Genomic DNA, 25,710 nt, shown 5'->3' on the forward strand with positions numbered 1-25,710 from the left:
CATTCGAAATCCGAAATTTAACAGCCGAGGCAACCACATTCAATTTATAAACGATATACTTTATAACCGGCAGGCAAAACCGGGATTTAAATAATATACTTTATACTGTTGCTGATGGTACCTGTGTCTGTTGTGATCATTACTAAAAACGAAGCCGCGTTTATTGCCGATTGCGTAAAAATGGCCGGCCTCATTACAGATGATATTGTTGTGATTGATAACGACAGCAGCGACGGTACCCCGCAAATAGCCGCCCGCTTAGGCTGCCGCGTATTTCAAAAAAACTGGAGCGGCTATGGCGCCAACAAAAATAAAGGCATAGCCCAGGCCCGGTACAACTGGATATTGAGTATTGATGCCGACGAAGTACCCGATCAGGAACTGGTTGATGCCGTGCACGGTTTAAAATTCGACAACCCTAATGAAGTTTACGATATCCGTTTCAGATCATATTTCGGCAAAAAACTGATCAGGTACGGTAACTGGGGTAATGACCATCACCTGCGCCTGTTTAACCGGGCGCTGGTAAAATGGAGTGAAACCGAAGTGCATGAAACGCTGGTGTTGCCTCCCAATTCGCAAATAGTTAAAATTGACGGTTACCTGCATCATCATTCGGTTACTGATATTGATGATTTTAACACCAAAGCCATTCACTATGCGCGGCTTAGCGCAGCTAAATATTATAAGGCAGGCAAAAAAGCCACATTTTTAAAACTGCACTTCTCGGCCACGTTTGGCTTTGTAAGGAATTATGTTATCAGGTTAGGATTTTTAGATGGTGCCGAGGGATTGGCCATTGCACGGGTAATTTATAAAAATACCAGGCTTAAATACCGCTACCTGAAACAGTACGAAACCAAACCGGATGTAGAAAATATTTACCGGAATGATTTGGTGGTTGAGCGGGTGTGATTTTCGACATTTGGCTGTGATTGGTTTTGTAGGTTATGTATACACAACGCGCCGCATCTTCATTGAACATGAATATGCCATTTCCCGTCCGATTCCCGATCTACGGTTTGCTGTGATTCAAAGCCAATAAATACTTTATCACGTGCTTCGACAGGATAGTCATGCTTATCGAGGACATCTCTAAGCACTTTATAAAGTTCCGCATCGGATTTTAATTTAAGTTTCATATCATCTGATTTCACACAAATTCGAAAAGCGAGGTGTTTAGGATTTATATGGTATGCACCAACCCATTCAATCCAATATCTTTCAGTACAAACTTTTGATATAATTTTTTTTATATCTTTTTTGATAGCTAATATTTTCTGCCTAAGTGGGTCTTTTTTAAAGAGATTTAAAAAAATCATAGTTTTAAATTAGCTTAAAAGAATAGCAAATACAAAATTTAAATTGCGTTTCCAAATTTAGGCTAAGCGTTGCTCAACACCCCCTCATAAAACTCCAATGTTTGTTTCGCGATAATATTGATATCAAAAAAAGCTTTCACTTTCTCATTCCCGGCTTTGCCGAGCCTTGTGCACAATTCTGCATCCTTCAACAACAATAAAATAGCTTCTGCCAGTTGATTGATATTATCCGGATCGACAAGTAACCCGTTTATGCTACCCTCAACCAATTCGGGCCCGGATGTACGGTTTGAATTAATTACCGCAGCACCGCAAGCCATGGCCTCAAGCGGTGCCAAAGCAAAGGCCTCGGCATAGGATGGAAAAACTGCAATGGCCGAACTACTTAGAATACCATACAATTCATCAGCCGGTACATGTCCTTTAAATGTTACGCTGCTTTTAACACCATCACTTAAATAATCAGCAACAGCTTTTTGCGGGCCTTTGCCCAGTATCAGCAAACGGGCATCGGGTATGTTTTTATTAACAATATTCCAGGCTTTTGCTAACTGATAGATGCCTTTTTTCTGTACCAAACTGCCTGTAAAAACCACTTGCAAAGGATTGCGCAGAATCTCAGCTAATTTCAAATCTGTATTGATACCGTTATACAAAACCGTTATAGGTTTATCGTAATTCAAATAACCGGCGCTTTTTTCCGCGGTATAACGGCTGGCACTGCTTACGGCGCTTGCCTGGTTCAGGATAGCTTGTTCCATTTTAACAATATGCGCCCCCGTGGGTAATCCTGCTTCATTATCAAAATAGGTAATGGTACCGTTCATTTTCACCACAACAGGCACTGATAATTGCGGAAAAGGCACATACGATTTACAAAAGCGGATATAGTCGTTATAATCGGGCATTTCAACTATATCAATCTGCTCATCGGTTATAAGCTGCTCCAATTTTGCCTCGTACGATATGAGGCTTTGCTTAATATGATTTTCAATAACTCCGGTGTCCCGCAAAATCCGGTTGGTAAGTTTGCTTAAAAGCAACTGCCTGTCGTCTGCCCAGGTACCATCGCTTTTCCACCTAAACCTGTACACCTTTACACCCTCATCAATAAACTCACTATCTCCGCCATAACCTGTGCTGTACATTCCCGCCACTATCACTTTGTGCCCCAGTTTCGCCATTTGCCGGGCTATCAGTCGTACATAGGTGCCAATACCGCCATGCCGGCCTGGGGGATACTCATCGCAGAGGTAAAGGATATTCATCGGGCTAAAAATTGTTTACTGTTTTGGAGATGCTTTTTGTTAAGCTGTTTGGTTATCAGTGCTGCCGTTATATAAACAAACATGGCCAGCAAAAGTCTGATAGTAAAATGAACAACCAACAATCCGCTTACAAACCAGGCGGCAAGGGCTGCAACCAGGAAAAACCCGAAGGGCAACAGTCCTATTTTCATTACCTGCTTATTCACCAGCCGGTAGTATAAAAAAGCCTGCAGCAGGTTGGTTGCCAAAAATGCCAGGGCCGATCCTATCCCACCCAGTAATGGAATAGCTACCAGGTTTAAGCCGATATTGGCTGTAGCACAGGCAACGGTAATGGTAGAAACCGTTTTATATTTTTTGGCACTGAAACTTACCGACCACAGCAGGTTGATAAAAAACTGGAGCGGGATACAGGCCGAAAGGATCAGAAACTCGGTGGCATTGGTTGCTCCGTACTTCCCTGCGGTTATCAGGCCTACAAGGGGTGTCCATAAAATATTTAATATCAGCGTAATCAACATCGCTAAAAAAAGTTCAACGCGGTTAAATGCGTTTACCCTTTCCTCAAATCCTGTATTTATTTTAACTGCCATCAACCGGGCAAGCCGCGGCAAAATAACCGGGGCGATAATGAGCATGGGCAGGCGCGACAATTCATAAGCCCGGTAAGCAAAACTGTAATCGGCCAGTACGGCCTTGCTGGCCATAAAACCGAGCAGCAACCAGTCCATCCGCGAGAGGCTCATATCAAATATTACCGAAACATATTGTGCCGATGCTTCCTTCAACAATTTTTTATAGGCCTGGAACCGCACCTTGAAAACAAAGCCTGTTTTGGTAATGATGTAGATCAACAAGGCTAACAGTTCGACAACTGCGGTACAGATCATTGCGGTAACAATGGTGCTTACTTCCAATTGCTTATTGTCGATGAGCCAAACAGCCGCTACAATGCGTGCGCTGTTGGTTATTACCGCTATGATGCCGTAGGGCGTGAATTTTTCTTTGGCATTTAAATATTGTTTTAGCGGGATGCCGATAAACAGCAGGCCCTGCGCCACAAAAAACCAGGGGAGTATTCTGTATATACCCGCGCTATCTTTAACCAGCATACTCAACAATAACAAAACCAGCAAAGCCGTAAAAAAGGCGGCAATAGAATGGAACAGGAAAGCCGCGGCGGCCCAATCTGACCGGCCCGAAGCGGCAATCCGCCTCACCACCACCTGCTCCAATCCGAAACCTAAAATGGTGGTGATAAAAATAGAAAGGGCATTCATCCAGCTGATGGCCCCGAAACTATCCTTACTTAAATAAACCGAGATGAGGTAAAAGAAAACACTGCCCAACACCTGCACAGCAAGGGCCTGCAAGCCCGACGAGAAAATTTTTACAAACGCTTTATTCCTGAGCAATGCCGTGTTTTTTATAGGTTATACCGCCTTTTTTGCAGGCGGGTTGCCTGTAGTATTTTTATAGATCGGATAAATATCCGCAATATCCTGTTAATACCGAGGCAACCATTCCATTTTTTGAGCCGTAATTCCTTTTGAAATAGTAGTTGTGCTAAGCACCGATTGAATAAGATTGGGATAGCGCACAAGGGAAATCACTTTTAGAGCAAAACGGCGACATGGGGCACCTACGGAGCCATGAATCAGCTTCGGAGATATTGCTATAAACACGGTACTCCTAACGGAGTAATAAAATTTAACTGTAAATACCCCGTAGGGGTAACGTGTTTATAGAAAAAAAATAAAATGCGGTTTAAGGCTCCGTAGGTGCCTCGTGTTCTAAAAGCGATTTCCCGGCTAAAAAACAAATTAATACAAAAGCGACTAATGACTGCAGGTTTGCCGGGGTTCGACATCAAAAAATGGAAAAGCTATGCCGATTGGCGGCTGCTTATTTTCCTGCTGCTTTTTATTAATGTAAAAATACCGGTAAAAGCCGTAGCTATACTTTTTGTATACCTATCCCAGCCCGATTTTAAGTTTGGTTTCCGGCTTAAAAACAGCAGGTTGCCGCTATTTTACCTTCTTGTTTTCCCGATAGCCGCGATAGCATTTATTACAGATAAAAGCCTTTTCATGCTTAATTACCTGGTTGTATTTGGCTGGGGCATGGCCTGCTGGCTGTTAGCTTTACTGGCCATCCATCAGCTTAAATTAATGGTTGATAAATTAAGCACCGAAACCATTTACCATACGTTGATCGTTTTTTTTATCATCAACGCCCTGTTCTCAGCCGGTAACCTTGCCTACATTATGTGGGTTACCAAAACCATTAACCCCTATACCTTCAGGGGGATGAACCAACAGTATTTTATCAATACCGGCGATAATATAGCCGGCATCAGTTTTGATATTTCATCAACCAATGCCATTATATGCGCGTTTGGAGTGCTGTACTTCGTTTTCAAACGCAACCTGCCCATGGTAATTGTTTGTATGAGTACCCTTGCGCTTACTTACAGCAACCTGGTAAGCATGCTTTTTTCACTGGTGCTGGCCTTCACTTTTATTTTTAAAAGTACCCGCGATCAGAAAAGCCTCATCGTTGTGGCCATCCTGTTGTATGTGGTTTCGCTGGTGAAAATATCGCCGCAAAATGAAGGCTACATTGATGAGATGATGAAGCAAACCTTAAGTAAAGCTTCAGCGGCCCATCCAAACGTAAATCCATCAAACCAAACGGGCGGTACCCTAAGCCGTGATGAACAACGCCGGAAATTTGCCCAACAATACCTGGATAGCCTGAGCAATGCCGAGGCAAAAAAAGAAAAAACAACTACGCTTGATAAAACCCTGAAAAAATTGCCGCAAACCGGCGATGGCCGGGTATACATTCCGCCGCCGGATACGTTTAAGCCCGAATATTTTATCAGCCACGACACCACGCCCGACAGGAAGCAGCTGCTTGATTTTATTAATCAGCACTACGCGCAACTGCCTCTTTGCCAGATCAAGGATTACATCCCGCATCAACAGGGAAAAATAACCGGGATGATTCAAACCATCAATTACCTTAAAACACATCCGCAAAAAAGTATTGTGGGTTTGGGGATAGGCAATTTTTCATCAAAAATAGCTTTCAGGGCAACCGGTGCCGGTATCAGGGGACAGTATTCGCCAAAAAGGGTGTATATCCATCCCGCTTTTATGGCCAATCACCTCGATCTGTACCTCTGCTTTTTCAGCAAAAATATCAGCTTCCGCTCGGTGCGCAACAGCCCAAGCTCTACTTACGATCAGTTGCTGAGTGAGTACGGCATATTGGGGCTCGTCGGTTTTATGGTGTATTACCTCGGTTACTTTGCCCGGTATTATAAAAAACTGAGTTATGGCATCCCTATCCTGATGCTGGCTGCCGGGGTGCTTTTTATCGATTACTGGTTTGAGCAACTTTCGGTAATGGTAGTTTTCGAACTGCTGTTGCTCCTCAATATCAAAGAAACTACCCCTACATCTACCTTGAAAACAGAAACAAAAGTTGCGGAGGGGCTTGTATATGCTTAGCCCTAAAATTACCGTTTTAATGCCGGCCTACAATGCCGGGAAATACATTGGCGAGGCCATCAAATCGGTACTGGAACAATCATTTACCGATTTTGAACTGCTGATAGTGAATGATGGCTCTACCGATGATACGCTCAATGTAATTTACTCCTTTAACGATGAGCGGATTGTAGTGATCAGCCAGGAAAACAAAGGTGTAGCCGCCGCCCTCAACACCGGTTTGCAGCATGCCCGCGCACCATACATTGCCCGCTTTGATGCCGACGATGTGTGCTACCCCTACCGCCTGCAGGTGCAGTACGATTTTATGCGCTCGCACCCCTACTACACCATCATCGGTTCGGGAGTAGATTATACCGATGTGCGTGGCGATTTGATATTCACCTGGCAGCCCGATGCTTTTAGCCATAACGAGATCAGGCAGTTGAGTTATAAGATCTGCCCTTTTATCCACTCGAGCGTGTTTTACAAAAAGGAAGCTATTTTAAAAGCAGGCGGTTACAATGAACTGGCCTATACTTTTGAGGATCATTTTTTATGGGCGGGGATACTGAAACACGAAAAAGCTTTTAACCTCAACCAGCCGCTGATAAAAGTAAGGCTCAATGCCGAATCGATAACCATTGATGAAAAATGGCGTACCGGCCGGTTCAGGCAAATTAAATACAATACGCTGCGTAAGCTGAGCATTACCGAGGATGAAGGCAGGCAACTGGCCGAGATCGGTATCAGGCAGTTATCGCCCCGCATAAAAAAAGGAGCTTACTACGCCTTGCTGGGTAAAAAATACCTGTGGAATAACTATCAGCCTAAAAAAGCGAGAAAGAACCTGTTAAAAACTTTGTCGATTAGTCCGCTGCATATCAAAAATTATTTTTTACTGCTGATGTCTTTTTTGCCCGAAAGCACATTGAGCAGGCTTTATCAGTTAGCCAAGGGCAATTTCCGTTTGGAGGAAGCGGAAATACCTACACCGGTTTTAACGCAAAAAGAGTTGAACTATGGCAGCTAACAAAATCAAAATATTTGTTGATGCGCACTCCTTTGATAAGGAATTTCAGGGAGCGCAAACATTTATCCGCGAGCTTTATAACCGCCTCATCAATGATCACCCGGAGCTGGACATCTATATCGGCGCGCGCGATACGGCCAACATCCATAAGCTATTCCCTAAACTGCCCTGGCAAAATATCCTTCAGTATAAAAACCGGGGGGTAAATATCCTGCGCTTTGTTTTTGATATCCCTGCTTTTATCAAAAAATACCGGTTTGATTTTGCGCATTTTCAATATATCAGTCCGCGAAAAGTGGCGGGGTGCCGGTACATAGTTACCATGCACGATATGTTGTTTAATGATTTCAGGGAGGATTTTCCGTTGTTGTTCAGCATCCCACGTAATTACCTTTTTGGGCGTAGTTTATTGAAGGCCGATATCAAAACCACCGTATCCGATTATTCGAAAACCCGTATTTGCGATTATTATGAAATTCCCGGTAGTGAGGTGCATATCATATCAAATGGTGTAAGTAACTCATTGCTGCAATATCAGGCCTCAAAACAGGAAGCTGTTGATTTGATAGAACAGAAATTCGGCATTAAAAACTTCATCCTGTACACCAGCCGGATTGAGCCGCGTAAAAATCAGTTACTACTGTTAAAAAAATACCTGAAGCTGAAACTGTATGAACAGGGCATTGGCCTGGTATTCATCGGCAAAGAATCCATCAAAACACCGGGGCTACGACAACTGATTGCCAACCTTACACCCGAACAACAACAATTTTTTTTGTGGATAAAACAGGCTGAACAACAAGACCTGGCCGCCTTTTACCACGCCTGCCGCCTGTTTGTTTACCCATCCAAAGCCGAAGGTTTTGGCATCCCTCCGTTGGAGGCGGCTATTTGCGGCGCACCGGTGCTTAGTTCACATACCACGGCCATGCAAAGCTTCGGCTTTTTTAAGCCGCATACTTTTAATCCGGCCGATGAATCATTTTTTGAGCAAAAGCTGTTGCAAATGGCGCTTTATCCTCCAACGGCAACTTTTACAAGCTGGGTAGCCGAACAGGTAGCACAGCAATACAACTGGCAAAACAGTAGCACCCTATTTTATAATCTGTTAAAAGTAAACTACAAACAACATGAAACTGAGCATAGCGATATTAGGCACGCGCGGAATCCCGAACTATTATGGAGGGTTTGAGCATATTTCTGAATATGTATCGGCCGGGTTGGTACAAAAAGGGCACTCGGTTACGGTTTATAATTCGCACAACCACCCCTATACAGCCGATACCTGGAACGGCGTAAACATAGTGCATTGTTACGATCCCGAATACCTGGTGGGTACCGCCGGGCAGTTTGCGTATGATTTTAACTGCATTATGGATGCCCGCAATCGCAAATTTGATGTGGTTTTGCTGATGGGCTACACCAGCAGCTCGGTTTGGGGACACCTGTATCCATCGGGCAGTACCATCATTACCAATATGGATGGACTGGAATGGAAACGCAGCAAATACTCCAAACCTGTTCAAAAATTTTTAAAATATGCCGAAAAGCTGGCCGTAAAACACAGCCAGTATTACATCTCCGATTCGCGGGTGATCCGCTCCTATTTACAGGATAAATACCATGTAGAGAGCCGCTACATCCCCTATGGGGCCGACTTATTTTCAGAACAGGAACGCGAGCAGTTTGACAAAAGCGAAGTGCTTAAAGAGGATTACTTTCTACTGATGGCCCGCATGGAGCCCGAAAACAATATCGAAACCATTTTAGAGGGTTTTAACAACAGTTCATCGCAAAAAAGCTTTATGGTTTTGGGCGATACCAGCAACCGCTTCGGCAAATTCATCACCCATAAATTTAAAAACGACGATCGCATCCAGTTTAAAGGGGCCAATTTTGATAACTCGGTTGTGCGGGCATTGCAGAATAACAGCTACCTGTATTTTCACGGGCACAGCGTTGGGGGCACCAACCCATCCTTGTTAGAGGCCATGGCCAGCGAAGCCCTGATAGCCGCACATAACAACCCGTTCAATAAATCGGTGCTTAATTCTGATGCTTTTTATTTTGATAACGCGGCCGAGGTGAGGCATTTGGTAGAGAACGTGCAGCGCCATGACAACGAACGCGCCATGGTGAAAAACAACCTGCACAAAATACAATACCAGTTTAACTGGGATGTGGTGATAAACGACTACGAAGATTTTATAATAGAATGCTACCGCAAGCAAAACGATGGAAAAGCTGCTAAAGCCTGAGGATACCCTCAATAACCGGATAAGTTATTATTTGGTGGCCTTATTGCTGCTTAGTTTGCCGTACAACCTGTTTTACAGTCACCTGTTTTTGATAGGCTTGGCGGTGCATACCATAGTGCAGATCCGTAAAGACGACGTTAAACCGGTTTTTACAAAGGCTACCTTTGCTTTAACAGCTGTGTTTTTTGTAACGCTGTTCAGCATTATTTACACCAGCAACAGGCCCCAGGGCTTTACCGAACTGGGCCGGCAGGTTACCATTTTGCTTATCCCGCTGATATGCTGCTTTAACACCCTCGATTTTAAAAAATACCGGGATAACCTGCTGCTCCTTTTTTCGGCAGGGTGTGTTGTTGCCATTATCTACCTGTTTTTGCAGGCGCTTTATACCATTCGTTTTTACCATTTGCCTTTCCGGGCGCTGGCCTCGCCGACTTTCACCAACCATAATTTTTCGGAACCGCTTGAAATTCATGCCACCTTTTTTTCGATGCAGATAGGCATCGGGCTTATTTACTTTATTTACCGGTTTATTATCCAGTCGCGCGGATGGCTTAAAATAGTTTACTTTTTTTGCTGCACTGTACTGGCTGTAGGTATAGTACAATTGAGTGCCAAATCGGTGTTTATAGCTATAATTGTTGTGGTAAATATTGCTGTACCCCTGTTTCTGTTATCTAAAGGTGTGCGCAAAAAGTTTATTACTGTTGCTGCTTCGGTTTCTTTACTGGTGATAGCGGGCATTTTTACTGCCGATGCCTTTAAAGACCGCTTCGTTACCGAATTTAAAAAAGACCTCAGCAAACCTACCGATGTTGAATTGACCGACCCGCGACTGGCCCGCTGGAGCGTGGCTTTGAATGTAGCCGCCCAATCGCCGGTGATAGGGCATGGGGCCGGTACCGAGATTGATTTGCTCCAGGATCCGTTTTTTGATCATCATTTTTACCGCTCATACCTTGCCGAACTTAACGCACATAACCAATTTATCAGTTTCTTTATTAAATCGGGCGTTATCGGCGTGCTGATTTACTTGTTTGTACTGGTATTTGGCTTCAGAACGGCCATCATCAAACGCGATATTTTACTACTGAGCTTTATGCTCATCATCACCTGCGTTTCCTTTTCCGAAAACTTTTTGGATGTGGATAAGGGCATCTTTTTTTACGGGGTATTCTTTTCGCTGTTCTTTTTCTCATCGCAGGCACAACAAACTGAAAATCAACATAAAATTACTGTGTAAATTGTTTTGTTACAGGCAACCCACGCCCGCTTAGCCACGTCATCATTATATATAACCACACGTGAAAAGTATAGCGACAATATCCCGGCAAAACAACAGGCAATTGCTAATTACTCGTAACAATATTTTAGCTACCCTTGCATATTTTGATATGTGGGATTATCCCCTTACCCGGGGCGAAATTTATCTGTTTTTAGAAAACAAATACGGCCAGAACGATTTTGACGAAGCTTTACTTTACATAACAGATAATAAGCTGGTTTTCCGTTTTGATAAATTCTACTCGCTCAAAAACGATTATATGATTGCCGTAAGGCGCATTAAAGGTAACAAAAAGGCCGCCGAGCTTATTATCAAAGCCAAAGAGGTTGGCGCTTTCCTGGTTAAATTTCCCTATGTGCGCGGCATAGCCATCTCTGGCTCGCTATCAAAAAACTGTGCCGATGATAATTCAGATATCGATTTTTTCATTATTACCGAAGCCAACCGCCTGTGGTTGGCCCGTACCTTTATGCACCTGTTTAAAAAACTTACTTTTTTGGTGGGTAAACAGCATAACTACTGCATGAACTATTTCATTGACGAAGCGCAGCTACAAATAGTTGAAAAAAACATTTACACCGCTATTGAAGTAGCAACCATCATCCCGGTTGAAGGCGATGCCACCTTCGAAAATTTTTATAAGGCCAACGCCTGGAGCAGCGATTTTTTGCCCAATAAATGCATGCGGCTGGCTATTGCAAATCCGTTAAAAAAGCACTGGTATAAGAGTCTTGTAGAAATGTTATTTAACAATCGCTTTGGCAGTTGGCTTGATAACACTTTTATGCGCATAACCGCAGGCCGTTGGAACAAAAAAACCGAGCAAAAGAAACTGAATATGCGGGGTACGGTAATGAGCATGGCGGCCAGCAAGCATTTTGCCAAGCCTTCGCCCGAGAATTTTCAGCGTAAGTTGATTGAAAGGTATAGGTTGAAAGTTTCGATGTTGTTGCAGGAATCGGAAGAACGGTTGGCGCAGTAACTTCCCATCAGCCGCCGCTTGGCTCCAGCCGAGTGGCGCGAAATAATATAATAATCCTAACACTGGTCGAAGTTTAGCGACAGCGTATCTTCGTCCTAAAGTGTTGGAAGCATTCTGCTTCCGAAGCACGGTACCAAAAAAAATTCAATTTAAATAGTTACAAAGTTAAGCTGAAAGCTTAACACAGTTTAGGTCGAAGTTACGCTGTCGCTAAACTTCAACCAGTGTCGGGTTTACCTCTTCCTCAACGAAATAATATAATAATCCCCTACATACTTCCATGGCCACAATGTTTTAAGCCTATCTTCCCACCCGGTTAAAAAGCGAAAAGCCCGCGGATGTTTTTCGGCAAAACCTTCAATGTATGATGGCGGAACAATGGTGCATAAACCCTCCAAACCTAATAACTCAAAATCATCAGCCAACTGTTTTTTGATATAAGATGGATTGTAATAAAAACAATCAAAGTAAACACCCTCCACATGTGCCCTCCTGCCCCTGCTGCTAAAAAAGCGACGTAAAGCTGTTTTAAACTTTCCTTTAAAAATCAACAGCGTTTCCCAAAGGCAAAATTTAGGGAGTACCACCAGGGTTACCATCCCGCCAGGATTCAGCAAATCAGTAAATGAACTAAGCACTTTATCAAGCTCGCCGGTGCAGTTAAGGCCGGCAAAGTTGGAGAAGATCAAATCGTAAGGGCCTTTATTTTTTAAGTGTTCAAGCCGGGTATAAGAACATATCTCGTTGCTTACAATGTGTTGAAAACCATGCGTTGCCATCTTATCGCTCAATTGCTGTTGCATACCTACCGAAATATCGGTAGCATGTATTTTAAAACCCTGTTGCGCAAAATACAAGGCATCTTCGCCGGTACCGCTGTTTAACTCAAGGATATGCCCTCCGGGTTTAACATATTGAAGGATATGATCGCGCACCCGCTTGCGCTTATAAGCGATGATGCTATCGGCCGAATAAAGCTCATCAAAAACTACCGATTGGTTACTGAATGCTGCCTCGGCCAGTTGCTCGTTTTTATGTGGTGCTGTGCCGGTCATATCGCTTTTTCAAATTTATCCAGCTTCAGCTTTTCGATGTAGGTAAGCGGCGTGTAGTAAAACACCGAAAGCGCTTTTTTTACATTATTTGCCGAACTGCCGAATGGATTATTGAGCAATTTGCGCATGCTGTTTTTGGCCAGGTGTTTATGGTAGTTGCGGTGTACATATTTGTGCAGCTGTTTATAGAAAAAAGCCGGATAGGTGTTGCTGAACATCAAGGCCATCTCGTCGGAATCTGTCCAGTTGGTTTTTTTCTTCAGTTCGTTTTTTACGCGTTCGTAAAAGCCGGTACCTGGTAAGGGGTATGATACGGAAATGCCTATTTCGTAGGGCAGCAACTCGTTGATCATATCAATGGTTGATGTGATATCATCCCTTGTTTCTTCGGGGTAACCAAACTGGATAAAGAAGGATGGTTTAATGCCATGCTTTTTCATGAGATGGGTAGCCGTGTGGATCTGATTGATGGTAATACCTTTATCCATCGCGTCCAATACTTTTTGCGAGCCGCTTTCGGCGCCTATCCAGGCATTTTCACAACCGGCCGATGCAAGGGCTTCAACCGCCTCATCATCTACCAATAAATCGGCCCGCGACTGGATCTTGAACCGGATGCTGATCCCCTCCCGTTTCAGTAGTTTTGAAAACTCCTGCACCCAACCTGGTTTCAAACCAAAAATATCATCACAAAACCAGATATGGTCCATGCCGTAGCGTGCCTTCAGCATTTTGATCTGATCCACCACATATTGCGCGCTGTGCGAGTTATAGCGGTTGCCATAAATAGGTTTGGCACACCAGTTACATTTAAAAGGGCAGCCACGGGTGGTAACCACGTTAAGCGAAAAATACCCCGCATTTTTGAGCCACATTTCGCGGTAGCTATGCATATCTACCAAATCCCAGGCGGGCATTGGCAGGTTATCTAAATCTTTGGCTACGGGGCGTTGAGGTGTTTTAATGATTTCGCGGCCGTTCATGTAAGCGAGGCCTTTGATATCGAAATAGTCCTCACCCCCGTTTTTTATGAGCGTAGTTAGCTCCAATAAAGTTTGTTCTGCTTCGCCCAGGATCACAAAATCGGCACCTTCGGCCAGGTAAACGGCATACCGGTCTGTTGAATCAGAACTGGAAACAATCACCTTACAGCCCCGCGCTTTGGCCAGTTTTGCCATTTTAAAAGCAGCCTCGCGCATGTTGGTGAGGCACATTTTGGTGAGGTAGTTGAAGCCATCGTCATAAATCACAAAAAAATCGGGCTTATGTTTATCTAACTCCGGGATAACCTCGTCCGGACTTTTTACAAACATGGTATCAAACAAACTTACTTTATAACCATGCTCCCGCATCAGCGCGGCTGCGTAAATAGTCCCCAGCGGCGCATAAGGTTGCCCTATCGACCATTGTTTGGGATCGAAACGTAAAAAGTAGGAATGTGAAAACAGTATATTGTTCATGGTAACCCTGGCTTTTAAACTCCCCTCTTGAGAGGGGGCGCGAAGGAACGTGAGGTGTAAGGGGTGTGTTATACAAGCGACTTATCCGCATGGCATATAACACACCCCTCCGCCCCTCTCAAGAGGGGAATCGCACATTCCCCCCGCTTTTTATCTCTTTTAATTATTCTCTTGTCTTCTCAATCCAACCTCGCCAAGGGCGATAAATTCAGCGAGCAAACACACTTAACACAGGTTGAATCATTCGCCATATCCAACGTTTTGCGAAAGCTCATGGCCTTTTCGCTGTTCAATATCTCATCGAGCTTATTATCCCTGATATTACCTATCCCCTCATGAAAAAAGCACGGCCGCACCTCGCCATCGGCCTCAATTACTGCCGATACCCATGGCGCGTTACATTTTTTAAAAGGGAACGCGTTATGCCCATAAAACGCGGCATAATAATGATAGATATCCCGGATCTTAGCCTGCGATTCGGCAATGAAGCGATTGGTGAAATCATCCTGCTTACTCAACACGTTGTTAACAACTTGCTGAAAATCTATCAGTTCGCGCTCGCCGGGTAAAATCTCGTGCTGTTTAGGCTCGGCCCAGGCAGTTTGACGGTTAAAGGCGTGGCTGCTAACATCTGCAGGTAAAAAGCTTACCTGGTCGATACCCATTTGCCTTGCCGCCTCGATAATATTTGGCCAGTTCCTGAAATTTAACCGGTGGATTACCGTGCGGGCTGTAATGCGGTATTTTGGATCGATTGATTTGATGGTCTCCACCCCTTCTTTCAGCTTATTAAAAGCACCGGGCACGTTACGGATAGCATCATGCAGGGCCTCGTCGCCATCTATCGAAACGATCAGGTCATCAACCCACTTCAGGATATTGAGCGCGTTTTTTTTGATAGAAAGACCTGTTGAGAGCAACGTAACCTTGATTTTTTCGGTCCGCAAAATTTCGCACAGCCTGAAAAAATTGGTATTCAGCAAAGCTTCCCCGCCCGACATGAGTACCTGTTTGGTGCCGAATTTCCGTAACGCGCCCAGCAGATTGGTTACATCAGCCTCGGTAAGTTGTTTAAGGTTTTTATTATCCTTCCATATATCGCACATTACACACCGGCAGTTACAAGCGCTGTGCGGCATCAAAATAACGATCGGCAACGCCGCTATTTTGTGCGTTTGCAGCGTACGGAAACGCTTAAAAGTGTGCGATATGGATTGCGTTGTTATCTGCATAGCTTAAAATCCCTGTATTTCGGGCTGCCTGTAGCGCCAAACTTTTTGCAGCAGTTTAATTTCATACGGATATTGGTACATGCTGGCCTTGTAGCGCATGGTGGCTATCAGCTTTATGGCCGCACGTTTAATCATGTTAAGGCGGATATCGGTAACCGTTGGGTACACGCCATTCAATACGGTTTCAAAATTCCTGATCTTATCTATCATCTCGGGTGTAAGCCACGGGGTAAGCGGATTTTTGCGCAGGTCGAAACTTTCCCATGCCGGGCTGATCCAGTCTTCCAGCGTTTCGGGGAAACGGAAACCGCTTTTGATCACCTGTTTGTACAGTTCAGAGCCTTCGGTTGGTACGGGGCTGTAGGTGTATATCACAATTTCGGTTTTGGGGTTAACCGCTTTTACCTTTTTGATAAAATCTATCTCGAAATCAATTTGCGATTGTACCTGCTCAGGCGTTGGTGCCGGTGTGCCTAATACAAACGAGTATTCGGGAATGATGTCAAACTTTTTAAGGCGCTCGGCAAACTCGATGATCTGATCGCCGGTTTGGGTGCCGCCTTTGTCCATCTGCTCTAAAATGGAGTTATTGCCGCTCTCGGCTCCAAAAAAGATGATCTTGCAACCCGACTCACGAATGGCGGCCAGCGACGAATCTTTAAACTTCGACATGGTATCGATACGGGCCATGCCCCACCAGGTCATGTTTTCAGGTTTGATGAGGTTGGCAAATTCAACCGCGCGTTTTTCGGATACAAAAAAGTTATTATCGTGAAACTCGATGGCATCGGCACCCCATTTATCTTTAATGTATTTTACATCGTTATAAACGTTTTGTGCCGATTTGGCTTTCCACCGGGCCTCATAAATAGGTACCACCGCGCAAAACGAACAAGTGAACGGGCAACCGATACTGGAGTGATAGGCCATTGTTTTTTCGCCGAGGTAAGTTTTGCCTAAAAATTTGGTAATGGGATAAAACGTGTTCAGCTTATCATAGGGCAATGCCGGTAAGGAATCCTGCTCAATCAGGTCTTCCTTCGCGGTTTTGATGATCTTGCCGTCCTCGGCTTTATAGATCAGGTTACGGATAAACTCGTAAGGCGTACCGTTTTCCAAAGCATCTATCAGCAACGGGAAAGCATGATCGCCGGGGCCGTTTATAATGAAATCAACATAGCCGGAATACAATACAGCGTTAGGTTGATTCGATGGAAAATACCCGCCCCAAATCATTTTGGTATTGGGATATAACTCCTTGATTTTTTTGGCCGCAATAATGGCCTGCCTTAACTGCGGACCAGGCATTACCGTAAAGCCGAAATATTTGAACTCGCCCGTACGTAAATAACTATCTATTTTCACCATCGGGTCCAGCTCGCAATTGCCATCCACAATTACCCAATCGTATTTACCCTCAACCGAAGCCGCGATATTCAATATCGAATTTGGGATCCGGTATTTGTTATTGGCGCTCCGCGGGTTGAATAATAGTATTTTGTTCATTTGTTATTTTTTTGATAAAGTCTGAAGCCGATAGTCTTAAGTTCTAAGTCAAAACCCAATGCTAACAGACTTTAGACTTAAGACTACCAACTTAGAACTAACAACTCCCTTCAATCCCCCCGGCAATGGGTTTACCAGAAAGCTCAACACCTGTTTACCGGAATGTATAAGGTACCCTGAATACCCATCCCGTTATTTTTATTGGTTTTACTCCCCATCTCACAAAAGGAGTGTTTACACTTTCAAAATAAGCCCCATTGCCATACCCAATCACAAATGTGGGGGATTGCCCATACAACAATTGAGTTTCAAACCACACTCATCGTTTTCACACAATAAATACGCCCCGGTTTTGTGGCGGGTTGCCTGTGCTTATAAATAAATTGGCTGGCAACCATTGGTATTTATCGTCCGTAATTGAGGTATAAAGCATAAGTGTTGGAATGTTTTAGTTCCCCCTCTTGAGAGCATAGCCTTCAATTTAACTATTGGGCTTTTAAGTTCCCCTCTTGAGAGGGGGCGCGAAGGATAAGTGTGATAGAAGGGGTGTGTTATACGAGCGATAAAGCAGGCGCAGAGTAACACACCCCTACACCCCTCTCAAGAGGGGAATCGCACGGTCTTCACTTTTTTAACAATTCAACACATGAATTATTCAACTTAAAACAAAAGGGCCGTGATCCATACCGTTAAAAACTATATCAAACAACGTTTATTCCCAGCCGCCATATTGGAGAAAAATTCGGTTGAAGCCTATGACATTTGGGCCGAAAACTACGATGAGCAACCCGGCAACCTGATGCTTGACCTGGATGAGATCCTTTTCCCCCGCCTGGTAAACAGCGCCATTATCAGCGGCAAGCAGGTTGCCGATATAGGCTGCGGCACCGGAAGGCACTGGAGTAAACTAATTGCTTTAAACCCGGCGCGTTTAACAGGTTTTGATACCTCGGGCGGGATGCTGGCCCGGTTACAGCAAAAATTTCCGGAGGCAGATACTTACCAGATTACAGAGGATACATTTACAGGTATTGTCGATGACAGTTTCGATACCATCGTATCCACGCTTACCGTGGCACACATTCCCGATATAAAAACGGCATTGCAAGCCTGGATGCGCATCCTGAAACCCGGCGGAGATATTGTAATAACCGATTTCCACCCGCAAACACTGGCTAACGGCGGCAAACGTACTTTTAAGCACGGGCGCGATTTTATAGCGGTCGAGAATTTTGTGCACCCGGTTAGCCTCATCAAAAATCTACTGCTTGAAAACGGTTTCACTTTAGTTGCCGAAGAGGAAATAAAGATAGATGAAAGCATGAAGCATTATTATGCAGATAAAAACGCGCTTCATGTGTACGAAAAATACAAAGGCTACCCCATTATTTACGGGCTACATTTAAAACGCGGCGATGGTACTGAATAATGTTTTGATACCCGGAACCGATGGCGCGGTAAACATCAGGCTGAATAACGGCCTTGTTGAAACCGTTGCGCCCGCACCTATGGACGATTCAAACCAGATCACATTTGTGGATGCACTGGCGTTTCCGGGATTGATCAACTCGCACGATCATTTAGATTTTAACCTGTTCCCGCAATTGGGTATTAAAATCTATCAAAACTATACCCAATGGGGTAATTATATCCATGAGGTTTATGCCGATGAAATAGCCTCTGTGTTGAAAATACCTATTGGGCTACGCGAAAAATGGGGAGTTTACAAAAACCTGCTATGCGGGGTTACCACCGTGGTAAACCATGGCGAAAAACCGGTTATTGATAACGCGCTGATCGATATAATCGATCGTTACCAAAGCATCCACTCGGTACAATTTGACAAAAACTGGAAAAAGCGCCTAAACAACCCGATGAAGATGGGGCAACCTGCAGTAATTCACATTGGCGAAGGAACTGATGATATAGCTCATAACGAGATCAGCGAACTGATTAAATGGAACATGCTTGGCCGGAAACTGATCGGCATTCATGGGGTGGCTATGGATGTTAAGCAGGCCAAACATTTTAAAGCGTTGGTTTGGTGCCCCGAATCAAACTATTATCTGCTTAATAAAACCGCACCGATAGATGAGTTAAAAAAGCAAACCACTATTTTGTTTGGTACCGACAGTACCCTTACCGGGCATTGGGACGTGTGGCAGCACATCAGGCTGGCCCGCAAAACCGCTTTGCTTAGCGGTGATGAGCTATACCAGTCATTAACTATTGCAGCCGCCAAAACCTGGAAACTAAATAAAGGGCAAATTGCCGCAGGTTTGGATGCTGATATTGTGGTGGCCAAAGCCAAACGTAAAACCGGCTTAACAGCGTTTTATAACATCACTCCAGATGATATTTTACTGGTGATACAGGGCGGCGAGATCCGCCTGTTTGATGAATCGCTTTATCATCAACTTAACAATATTTTAACGGCCCGGTACAGTAAAATATTTACAGGCGGCCATTTTAAATATATACAGGGCGATATTCACCAACTTATGGATGAGATAAAAAGTTATAAGCCCAACGCCAATTTTCCTGTACCTCAACCTGCACTGCCGGCCGCATGAGTTTACTGCAAAAAATATGGCAACGATCCAGGCGTGAGGCCACTTACTTTAGCGGCAACGCGCGTCATGCTTTGGGCATGGATACGACTTTTTACAGCAATGCCCGCGGCAGCAGAATTATTCTCTACCATAACGTTTGCAAAACCAACCCACATAAATTCAATACGCTTTTTATACCTGTCGAACGGTTTGAGGAGCATCTGCAATTTTATAAAAAGCATTTTAATGTAATTTCGCTAACCGATTATTACGCAGGTAAATTCAGTAACGATAAATATAATATCTGCCTAACTTTTGACGACGGCCTGGCCAACAATTATCATTACATGCTTCCTCTGCTTAACAAATATCAAATACCGGCCACATTTTTTATCACCGCTATCCGCGATGCAGGGTTTGATATTTTATGGAACGATTTTTTAAGTATTGCAGGGAAGTATGGTCCGGTAAAACTCATTTATAAAAATTACGCCTGCCATAAAAACCGAAACTTTAAATACGTTACCCAAACGGGGAAATTACTTGCAGATGAATTCAGGAAAACCGGGTTTGATGAGAAAGCGGAACTGATGAATTATCTTGAAACGATGGTTGATTTTAAAGCCAACAGACAGGATGATGATTACTGGTTACAAACAACAAGCGATCAGATCAGGGCCCTATCCGCCTCGCCGCTGGTAACCATTGGCGCTCACGGTTATTATCATAACGACCTGGCCGGTATCTCTTTGGCGGATGCTTGTGAAGAAATGCGAAACTGCAAAACCTATCTCGAAAACATAACCGGCAAAGCAGTAACCGGCATTGCTTTTCCCTATGGTTCGTACAATGCTGATGTTTTATCGGCGGCTAAAGCGGCGGGATATAGCCAACTACTGGCCACGGATTATTTGAACCCGCAGGACGGAACCGACCTAAGCATGCGTGAGCGCTTTACCGTAAACCCGTTCATATCCACAGCCAACCAAATGAACGCCATAATAAGGGGACATTATGCATAACGCAGGGTATAGAATAGAGCGTTTAACCGAAGAGCGGCTGCCCGATCTAACCAGGCTACATGAGGCCGTTTACCAAAAAAACATAACCCCCGATTTTTTTAAGCGGAAATATAATACCGCCTTTACTGGTGTTATGTACGTTGGTTTTTTGGCTTACGATGGTAACCGGCCCGCGGCGTTTTACGGGGTGATTCCTTGTTTTATAGATTGTAAGGGAGAAAAAGTATTAGCAGCCCAATCGGCAGATACCATGACTCACCCCAACCACCGCGGCAAAGGTTTGTTTATTGAGCTTGCCGAACTCACATACCAGCTTTGCCGTAACGAAGGGATCCGCACGTTGTTTGGTTTCCCCAATCAAAATTCGTTACCAGGCTTTGTGAACAAGCTGGACTGGCAGATTGGTGGCAATATGGAGTGTTTTATTATCCCCGTTAAAACGTTGCCTTTGCAAAAACTGGCTGATAAGTTCCCGTTTTTAAAAAACCTCTATAATGGCTTTGTGAAACGGCGGTTAAAGCCATATTTGTCACCTCGAAACGGCATCCGTAACTCTGTAATTGATGAAGGCTATGCCGGCGTAAAGCGCGACCCGGATTACGTGGATTATAAAACCAATTACACCAACAGTTTCACTATTAAAGTGGATACTACACTGGTTTGGTTCAAAATTAATGATGGATTGTTTATTGGCGATATCGACCTGGCTTTGAACGATCTGGATAAGATCATCCCCCAACTGCAAAAAATTGCGGGCAAACTTGGCTTACAAAAAATAATTTTCCAGGCCGATAAACGGACGGTGCTGTATATGCTGCTTAAAAATCACGCGCAACCTATCCCCTCGTTCCCGACAATTATAAAAAACCTTGGTGCGGATCTGCCGGTTCACAAAATGGCTTTCACTTTTGCCGATATTGATATTTTTTAAATGAGATACGTTTTTAACAGCTACGTGCAAATTCCCGAATTTAACCGGCCCGAAGCCTGGTTTGAACGCACGCGGGCCTATGCCGGCATCATGGAAGCGCTTGCCCGTACCAATGAAGTGATCAGCATTGAGCATATCGATTTTGAAGGCCGTGCGAAAAAAAACGGCATTGACTATCATTTTAAACGCTTCGCCACAAGCTGGTCGCGGTATTTACCCTGGAAACTTAACAATTATATTAAAAGCCTTAAGCCGGATATGGTATTTGTTCAAAGCCTGCATTTTCCGTTGCAGGTTATCCAGTTGCGTTTAATGCTTGGCCCCAAGGTGAAGATCATGGTACAAAACCATGCCGAAAAACCTTTTACCGGCTTAAAAAAGCTTGCCCAAAAACTGGTAGACAGGTATATTGACGCTTATCTTTTTGCCTCGCGCGATATGGGGCTGGAATGGGTTACGGAGGGCAATATATCCTCGCCCCGGAAAATTTTTGAGGTGATGGAAGTATCGTCGGTATTTTATCCCATTAACCGGGAAGAAGCGCTGGCTAAAACGGGAGTAACCGGCAACCCGGCGTTTTTATGGGTCGGTCGGCTTAATGATAATAAAGACCCCTTAAATGTGACCAGGGCTTTTTTGAGATTTGCCGAAAAAATACCCGGTGCAAGGCTTTATATGATCTATCATACTGAAGAGTTACTTGACGAAATCCAATCACTACTTGAAATCCATCCTAACAAGGAAGCAATCCGGCTCATAGGCAAAAGGCCGCATACCGATCTGCTTTACTGGTTTAACAGCGCTGATTTTATCCTGTCGGGTTCGCATTATGAAGGCAGCGGCACGGCGGTTTGCGAGGCTATGTCCTGCGGGTGTGTGCCTTTGGTTACCGATATCCAGTCGTTCCGGATGATTACCAATAATGGTGAATGCGGAATGCTGTATGAGGCAGGTAATGAGCAGGCTTTGTTTGATGTGCTTATGCAAACCGGGCAAATGAATTTAAAGGAAAAGCGGAGGTTGTCTTTAGCATATTATCAAAATAACTTATCGTTTAACGCTATTGCGGGGCGGATTGAGGAAATTGCAAAAAGCCTCAAAAGTTAATTTTTTTATTCCGGGATTACGGGAGTTGGAAATGATGCTTTTATTCCTTCCCCGGCGAGAGAAGTTTAGGATTGTGTGATGGCAGGAAGGGGTTTCTTTGCTGCGCATATCAGTTTACATGGCGCAGAAACCCGTCCCCTACACCAAGAGGAGAATTGCCCCGATCTAAGCTTTCCATATTCTCATTTAAAGACGCTCCTTTCGGGGTGGCTTTTTTATTTAAAAGATTGTTTAAATTTGAGTGTAATTAAACCTGAACTATCCATTACCGTCAAACCTTTTTTAAACATTTTTATCATGAAACTTTTAACCAAAATGGCCTTATTGGCTGCATTTATATTTGTTGGTATTAATATTACCAATGCGCAAACCAAAGCCGAAAAGAAAGCTGCTGCACGTGCCCAGATAAAGGAGATGGTTGAGGCGCAAAATTTTATATTCAATGCAACTTTTGCTGTCCCGCTTCGCGGAGGCAGTAGAGCGCTTACATCAAGCTATGATTTAACCATTGGTAAGGATACCATTGTTGCATTTCTGCCCTATTTTGGCCGCGCATACGTTGCTCCTAATCCCGGTAGTACCGATGGTGGTATTAAATTAAACACCACCAAATTTAGCTATACATCAACCCCGAAAGGCACCGGCTGGAACATCATCATCAAACCAAAAGATAAAAACATAGCCGACTGGCGCGATGTACAAACCTTTAATCTAAGCATTTCGCAAGATGGTTACGGCCAGCTACAGGTGATCAGCAGCAACCGCGATGCTATTTCATTTAACGGTTATATTGAAGCGAGGAAGAAATAAGCGGAAAGCCGAAGGCTAAAAGCTGAAAGCGCGGCACAAGCAAATAAAGCTTTCAGCCTTCAGCTATCAGCCCCGCATTATCCTTTAAATCAACACCCGATAGCTGGCGTTTAAAAGCTTCACTAATAAGGTAAAATATTTTTTTTGCGGCTTTTTTGTAAGAAAGTCCTTTATGGCGGATGTTTGAAACGCAGTTGCGCGACTCATCGGTTAAGCCGGGCTTAGGGTTGTAGGTGAGATATGCCCCGAGGCTGTCGGCTGCGCTCAGGCCCGGCCGCTCGCCTATTAGTATCAGCGAAAGTTTGGCGTTTAAGCCATAGCCTATGTCGTCGCCAATGGCTACCCTGCCTTGTTCAACCAAAGTTATCGGAGCCAGTTTAAACCCGCTGTCGGTTAATAAAGGGATCAGTGCCTCGAGCAGGCCTTTTGTATTTTCGTTTACGGCAGTAGCCGAAAGACCATCAACAACCATAATGGCAACATCAAATTCAGCGCGGTAGCTTTGCAACTGAGCCAAAGATGCGTTATTTAGCTTACGCCCCAGATCGGGCCTCTGCAGGTATTGCCGCCTGTCGGTAACCTGGCTGTGCAGATGTACTACAGGCACACCGAAATGACTAAGTGATGTTGTAAGTTTATCCAGATCCAATTCAGAATAAACCGCGTCGCGTGCGTGGGCATGAGCCAACTTAAACTCAAGCGATTGTTTGAGCGGGATACTCGTTCCCACGCGCCCGATAGCTATCCGTGCCGAAGTAAATTCCTGCAGGGCTTTTAATGGCTCTATTTCGTGTGGGATATTGCGTTTCATTTAATCTTTATATCAATAATCTTGCGCTCGTTTGCAACGAGTGCTTAATTGGGTTTGCGTTTATAACGCAAACCGCGCGATGCAATCGCGAAGCCATGTTAAGCGCTCGTTTATAACGAGCGCAAGGATGGAAAAGAACCTTCACCTTTTGCCTTTCACCTTTACCCTTTTACCTCACCTCTCCCAACAGCCCATGCTCCTTAACCGGCAGCATATTTCCTTTATCATCAACAATCCCCTGCTTAATTAACCAGCGTTCAAATTCGGGTGCGGGTTTTAAACCAAGCACCTTGCGCAGGTACAGTGCATCATGAAAGGAAGTGGATTGATAATTCAACATAATATCGTCCGATCCGGGAATGCCCATTACAAAATTACAGCCCGCCACGCCCAACAGGGTGAGCAGGTTATCCATATCGTCCTGGTCGGCTTCGGCGTGGTTGGTATAGCAAACGTCAACGCCCATGGGCAGGCCTAACAGCTTCCCGCAAAAATGGTCTTCGAGCGCTGCGCGGATAATCTGCTTGCCATCGTATAGATATTCGGGACCGATAAAGCCCACTACCGTATTCACCAGTAAAGGCTTAAACTTACGGGCCACAGCATAAGCCCTAACCTCGCAGGTTTGCTGATCTACCCCGAAATGGGCATTCGCCGAGAGCGCACTACCCTGCCCGGTTTCAAAATACATTACATTATTACCAACAGTACCCCGCTTTAACGACAGCGTAGCCTGGTAAGCCTCCTCAATCAAACTCAAATTAACGCCGAAGCTGGCATTAGCCTTTTCGGTACCGGCGATGGATTGAAAACACAGATCGACCGGTGCGCCTTCGTTAACCAGTTGCAAGGTAGTGGTGATGTGGCTTAAAACACAGGTTTGTGTGGGGATCTCAAACCTGTGGCGTAATTCGTCCATTAAAATAAGTAAACTACTCACCGCAGCCGGGCTATCTGTAGCAGGGTTAATGCCGATAACCGCATCGCCGCTGCCAAACAGCAAACCATCTATAATACTGGCAGCCACCCCCCGTGGATCATCTGTAGGGTGATTGGGTTGTAAACGCGTGCTGAAATGCCCTTTTAAACCTATTGTATTACGAAAACGGGTAACCACCTCGCATTTGGCGGCCATGGCTATCAAATCCTGGTTGCGCATCAGTTTTGATACAGCGGCAACCATTTCGGGAGTTAGACCGGGCGCAATAGTAGTTAAAGTATGGCAGTCTGTTTCATCGCTTAAAAGCCAATCACGCAGTTCGCCAACGGTAAGATGGCTGATGTGGCTGAACGCTAAAACATCATGTTCATCAATAATGAGGCGCGTTATTTCGTCCTGTTCATAAGGAATCACCGCCTCGTTCAAGAAATTTTTAAGTGGAACATCGGCCAGGGTAATCTGCGCTGCCACACGTTCCTCATAGCCATCGGCACACAAGCCTGCCAACTCATCGCCCGAGCGTAAAGGCGAAGCCTTGCCGAGCAATGCTTTCAAATCGGCAAATTTATAAACCCGGTGATGTATGGTGTGGCGGTACATTGTTATTTCATTTACTACGTGTCATTTGCTGCGCGTCAT

The 25,710-nt window shown here is 44.5% G+C and carries 22 protein-coding genes; 13 read left to right on the forward strand and 9 right to left on the reverse strand.

Features of this window, described 5'->3' with window-relative positions:
* The first annotated feature begins 114 nt into the window (after positions 1-114).
* Positions 115-915 (forward strand): glycosyltransferase family 2 protein, encoded by an 801-nt coding sequence (locus HYN43_RS12180; RefSeq protein ID WP_119409604.1) that lies wholly within the window; start codon positions 115-117, stop codon positions 913-915.
* Positions 916-974: 59 nt separating this feature from the next.
* Here HYN43_RS12180 and HYN43_RS12185 read toward each other — a convergent pair whose 3' ends face one another.
* The 3 genes from HYN43_RS12185 to HYN43_RS12195 form a co-directional block, all read right to left on the reverse strand.
* Complete coding sequence (locus tag HYN43_RS12185) at positions 975-1,322, reverse strand: hypothetical protein (RefSeq protein WP_119409605.1); 348 nt, start codon at positions 1,320-1,322, stop codon at positions 975-977.
* A 62-nt stretch (positions 1,323-1,384) separates the two neighbouring features.
* The gene (locus HYN43_RS12190; RefSeq protein ID WP_119409606.1) at positions 1,385-2,590 is read right to left on the reverse strand and encodes a glycosyltransferase family 4 protein; all 1,206 of its coding nucleotides are present in this window, start codon (positions 2,588-2,590) and stop codon (positions 1,385-1,387) included.
* Positions 2,587-4,005, reverse strand: coding sequence for a lipid II flippase MurJ (locus HYN43_RS12195; RefSeq protein ID WP_162996432.1), 1,419 nt, complete (start codon positions 4,003-4,005; stop codon positions 2,587-2,589). The genes HYN43_RS12190 and HYN43_RS12195 overlap by 4 nt, the downstream gene beginning before the upstream one ends.
* Positions 4,006-4,431: 426 nt before the next feature.
* Between HYN43_RS12195 and HYN43_RS12200 the strand changes: the two genes are divergently transcribed.
* The 6 genes from HYN43_RS12200 (at position 4,432) to HYN43_RS12225 (ending at position 11,645) form a co-directional block, all read left to right on the forward strand.
* Positions 4,432-6,108: a hypothetical protein gene (locus HYN43_RS12200; protein WP_119409608.1), complete on the forward strand. Its 1,677-nt coding sequence runs from the start codon at positions 4,432-4,434 to the stop codon at positions 6,106-6,108.
* Positions 6,101-7,120 (forward strand): glycosyltransferase family 2 protein, encoded by a 1,020-nt coding sequence (locus tag HYN43_RS12205; RefSeq protein WP_119409609.1) that lies wholly within the window; start codon positions 6,101-6,103, stop codon positions 7,118-7,120. The genes HYN43_RS12200 and HYN43_RS12205 overlap by 8 nt, the downstream gene beginning before the upstream one ends.
* Positions 7,110-8,312, forward strand: a complete 1,203-nt coding sequence (locus HYN43_RS12210; RefSeq protein ID WP_119409610.1) for a glycosyltransferase family 4 protein — start codon at positions 7,110-7,112, stop codon at positions 8,310-8,312. Before HYN43_RS12205 ends, HYN43_RS12210 begins: the two co-directional genes overlap by 11 nt.
* The gene (locus HYN43_RS12215) at positions 8,251-9,378 is read left to right on the forward strand and encodes a DUF1972 domain-containing protein (RefSeq protein ID WP_119409611.1); all 1,128 of its coding nucleotides are present in this window, start codon (positions 8,251-8,253) and stop codon (positions 9,376-9,378) included. Before HYN43_RS12210 ends, HYN43_RS12215 begins: the two co-directional genes overlap by 62 nt.
* Positions 9,356-10,621: an O-antigen ligase family protein gene (locus HYN43_RS12220; RefSeq protein WP_119409612.1), complete on the forward strand. Its 1,266-nt coding sequence runs from the start codon at positions 9,356-9,358 to the stop codon at positions 10,619-10,621. Before HYN43_RS12215 ends, HYN43_RS12220 begins: the two co-directional genes overlap by 23 nt.
* A 61-nt stretch (positions 10,622-10,682) precedes the next feature.
* On the forward strand, positions 10,683-11,645 hold the full coding sequence (locus HYN43_RS12225) for a hypothetical protein (RefSeq protein ID WP_162996433.1): 963 nt from the start codon (positions 10,683-10,685) through the stop codon (positions 11,643-11,645).
* A gap of 233 nt (positions 11,646-11,878) precedes the next feature.
* On the opposite strand, the gene HYN43_RS12230 is transcribed toward HYN43_RS12225, so the two are convergent.
* From HYN43_RS12230 to HYN43_RS12245, 4 genes are all read right to left on the reverse strand, one after another.
* A complete protein-coding gene (locus HYN43_RS12230) occupies positions 11,879-12,700 on the reverse strand; it encodes a class I SAM-dependent methyltransferase (RefSeq protein ID WP_119409614.1) in 822 nt (273 codons plus the stop codon).
* Complete coding sequence (locus tag HYN43_RS12235) at positions 12,697-14,160, reverse strand: B12-binding domain-containing radical SAM protein (protein WP_119409615.1); 1,464 nt, start codon at positions 14,158-14,160, stop codon at positions 12,697-12,699. The genes HYN43_RS12230 and HYN43_RS12235 overlap by 4 nt, the downstream gene beginning before the upstream one ends.
* Positions 14,161-14,339: 179 nt before the next feature.
* Positions 14,340-15,392, reverse strand: coding sequence for a radical SAM/SPASM domain-containing protein (locus tag HYN43_RS12240; protein WP_119409616.1), 1,053 nt, complete (start codon positions 15,390-15,392; stop codon positions 14,340-14,342).
* 3 nt (positions 15,393-15,395) lie between these two features.
* Positions 15,396-16,898 (reverse strand): B12-binding domain-containing radical SAM protein, encoded by a 1,503-nt coding sequence (locus HYN43_RS12245; RefSeq protein ID WP_119409617.1) that lies wholly within the window; start codon positions 16,896-16,898, stop codon positions 15,396-15,398.
* A 676-nt stretch (positions 16,899-17,574) separates the two neighbouring features.
* Between HYN43_RS12245 and HYN43_RS12250 the strand changes: the two genes are divergently transcribed.
* From HYN43_RS12250 to HYN43_RS12275, 6 genes are all read left to right on the forward strand, one after another.
* Positions 17,575-18,327, forward strand: a complete 753-nt coding sequence (locus tag HYN43_RS12250; protein WP_119409618.1) for a class I SAM-dependent methyltransferase — start codon at positions 17,575-17,577, stop codon at positions 18,325-18,327.
* Positions 18,314-19,471 carry an amidohydrolase family protein gene (locus tag HYN43_RS12255; RefSeq protein ID WP_119409619.1) on the forward strand — a complete coding sequence of 386 codons (1,158 nt, stop codon included), beginning with the start codon at positions 18,314-18,316 and terminating at the stop codon, positions 19,469-19,471. The genes HYN43_RS12250 and HYN43_RS12255 overlap by 14 nt, the downstream gene beginning before the upstream one ends.
* Complete coding sequence (locus HYN43_RS12260) at positions 19,468-20,472, forward strand: polysaccharide deacetylase family protein (RefSeq protein WP_119409620.1); 1,005 nt, start codon at positions 19,468-19,470, stop codon at positions 20,470-20,472. Before HYN43_RS12255 ends, HYN43_RS12260 begins: the two co-directional genes overlap by 4 nt.
* Entirely contained in the window at positions 20,465-21,403 is a 939-nt protein-coding gene (locus HYN43_RS12265; RefSeq protein ID WP_119409621.1) for a GNAT family N-acetyltransferase, read from the forward strand. The genes HYN43_RS12260 and HYN43_RS12265 overlap by 8 nt, the downstream gene beginning before the upstream one ends.
* Positions 21,404-22,510, forward strand: coding sequence for a glycosyltransferase family 4 protein (locus HYN43_RS12270; RefSeq protein WP_119409622.1), 1,107 nt, complete (start codon positions 21,404-21,406; stop codon positions 22,508-22,510).
* Positions 22,511-22,807: 297 nt separating this feature from the next.
* Positions 22,808-23,320, forward strand: a complete 513-nt coding sequence (locus HYN43_RS12275; protein WP_162996434.1) for a DUF4251 domain-containing protein — start codon at positions 22,808-22,810, stop codon at positions 23,318-23,320.
* A 52-nt stretch (positions 23,321-23,372) separates the two neighbouring features.
* Here the strand turns inward: HYN43_RS12275 and eutC are convergent, their stop codons facing one another.
* A complete protein-coding gene (gene eutC, locus HYN43_RS12280; protein ID WP_119409624.1) occupies positions 23,373-24,131 on the reverse strand; it encodes an ethanolamine ammonia-lyase subunit EutC in 759 nt (252 codons plus the stop codon).
* A 169-nt stretch (positions 24,132-24,300) separates the two neighbouring features.
* Positions 24,301-25,671, reverse strand: coding sequence for an ethanolamine ammonia-lyase subunit EutB (locus HYN43_RS12285; RefSeq protein ID WP_119409625.1), 1,371 nt, complete (start codon positions 25,669-25,671; stop codon positions 24,301-24,303).
* Positions 25,672-25,710 lie beyond the last annotated feature (39 nt).

Origin of the sequence: Mucilaginibacter celer (assembly GCF_003576455.2) — a bacterium.
Lineage (GTDB): Bacteria > Bacteroidota > Bacteroidia > Sphingobacteriales > Sphingobacteriaceae > Mucilaginibacter > Mucilaginibacter celer.

What these genes read in the sequence shown, in the direction of transcription:
- HYN43_RS12180 (WP_119409604.1), top strand. Translation starts at nt 115, where the DNA reads ATGGTACCTGTGTCTGTTGTGATCATTACTAAAAACGAAGCCGCGTTT.
- HYN43_RS12185 (WP_119409605.1), bottom strand. Translation starts at nt 1,322, where the DNA reads ATGATTTTTTTAAATCTCTTTAAAAAAGACCCACTTAGGCAGAAAATA.
- HYN43_RS12190 (WP_119409606.1), bottom strand. Translation starts at nt 2,590, where the DNA reads ATGAATATCCTTTACCTCTGCGATGAGTATCCCCCAGGCCGGCATGGC.
- HYN43_RS12200 (WP_119409608.1), top strand. Translation starts at nt 4,432, where the DNA reads ATGACTGCAGGTTTGCCGGGGTTCGACATCAAAAAATGGAAAAGCTAT.
- HYN43_RS12205 (WP_119409609.1), top strand. Translation starts at nt 6,101, where the DNA reads ATGCTTAGCCCTAAAATTACCGTTTTAATGCCGGCCTACAATGCCGGG.
- HYN43_RS12210 (WP_119409610.1), top strand. Translation starts at nt 7,110, where the DNA reads ATGGCAGCTAACAAAATCAAAATATTTGTTGATGCGCACTCCTTTGAT.
- HYN43_RS12215 (WP_119409611.1), top strand. Translation starts at nt 8,251, where the DNA reads ATGAAACTGAGCATAGCGATATTAGGCACGCGCGGAATCCCGAACTAT.
- HYN43_RS12220 (WP_119409612.1), top strand. Translation starts at nt 9,356, where the DNA reads ATGGAAAAGCTGCTAAAGCCTGAGGATACCCTCAATAACCGGATAAGT.
- HYN43_RS12230 (WP_119409614.1), bottom strand. Translation starts at nt 12,700, where the DNA reads ATGACCGGCACAGCACCACATAAAAACGAGCAACTGGCCGAGGCAGCA.
- HYN43_RS12235 (WP_119409615.1), bottom strand. Translation starts at nt 14,160, where the DNA reads ATGAACAATATACTGTTTTCACATTCCTACTTTTTACGTTTCGATCCC.
- HYN43_RS12240 (WP_119409616.1), bottom strand. Translation starts at nt 15,392, where the DNA reads ATGCAGATAACAACGCAATCCATATCGCACACTTTTAAGCGTTTCCGT.
- HYN43_RS12245 (WP_119409617.1), bottom strand. Translation starts at nt 16,898, where the DNA reads ATGAACAAAATACTATTATTCAACCCGCGGAGCGCCAATAACAAATAC.
- HYN43_RS12255 (WP_119409619.1), top strand. Translation starts at nt 18,314, where the DNA reads ATGGTACTGAATAATGTTTTGATACCCGGAACCGATGGCGCGGTAAAC.
- HYN43_RS12260 (WP_119409620.1), top strand. Translation starts at nt 19,468, where the DNA reads ATGAGTTTACTGCAAAAAATATGGCAACGATCCAGGCGTGAGGCCACT.
- HYN43_RS12265 (WP_119409621.1), top strand. Translation starts at nt 20,465, where the DNA reads ATGCATAACGCAGGGTATAGAATAGAGCGTTTAACCGAAGAGCGGCTG.
- HYN43_RS12270 (WP_119409622.1), top strand. Translation starts at nt 21,404, where the DNA reads ATGAGATACGTTTTTAACAGCTACGTGCAAATTCCCGAATTTAACCGG.
- HYN43_RS12275 (WP_162996434.1), top strand. Translation starts at nt 22,808, where the DNA reads ATGAAACTTTTAACCAAAATGGCCTTATTGGCTGCATTTATATTTGTT.
- eutC (WP_119409624.1), bottom strand. Translation starts at nt 24,131, where the DNA reads ATGAAACGCAATATCCCACACGAAATAGAGCCATTAAAAGCCCTGCAG.
- HYN43_RS12285 (WP_119409625.1), bottom strand. Translation starts at nt 25,671, where the DNA reads ATGTACCGCCACACCATACATCACCGGGTTTATAAATTTGCCGATTTG.